The organism is Bartonella sp. AA86SXKL (assembly GCF_042196885.1).
Window position 1 is genome coordinate 1 of record NZ_JBHIRE010000355.1, and the last position, 690, is coordinate 690.

At 33.0% G+C, this 690-nt stretch carries 1 pseudogene; it reads left to right on the forward strand.

The annotated features are described in order from the left end of the window. Positions 1–690, forward strand: a pseudogene (locus ACFIO5_RS11970) (SPOR domain-containing protein); the annotation flags it as partial.

Sequence of the window (690 nt, forward strand, 5' to 3'; positions counted from 1 at the left end):
CTCTTTCCCTAGAAAATTCTATTTTTAGTAAAACTCTTACTAAGAGTATTATTCTTCTTATTTTGATAGCAGTTAGTTTTGTAGGTTATTCTCGCTTTTTTATGTCCTCACAAAAGAATGAAAGCACACCTATTATCCACGCTGACAATACACCTTTTAAATTTAAACATCAATCAACAGAAACAAAGAATGATGTTGAGCATAATTTAGATATTTATAAACAAACAACGGGACAAAATGAAAAACAAGAAAATACACAACAATTTCTTATTGATAATTCGGAACCCCCTGAAGATTTAGCAGCATTAAATCAACAAGAATCCACAAGCTTTTCCCCCTCCTCTCTTGATGATTCTGATGTTGAAGATGCAGTGACAGAAGCCATCAATCACACCATTCCAACGCAAAAAGTACAAACTGTTATTGTAAAACAAGATGGTACAGTTGTGCTCTCGCCAATGCATGACACAGAGAAAAAAACTACTGATAAATATGAAGAAAAAGTTGATCAAACTACTGTAGATCAGCTTCAAGAATCCCAACCAATTTCTTCCCACTTTTCTGATACAAAGGACAAAGAAGCAGAAGATAATCTCACGAGCAATATTGATAAAATAATCGCTGAAAATATTTCTACATCTAGTGTTGAGAAAAAAGTTGAAAATTCATTTGTACCACTTCCTTCACATG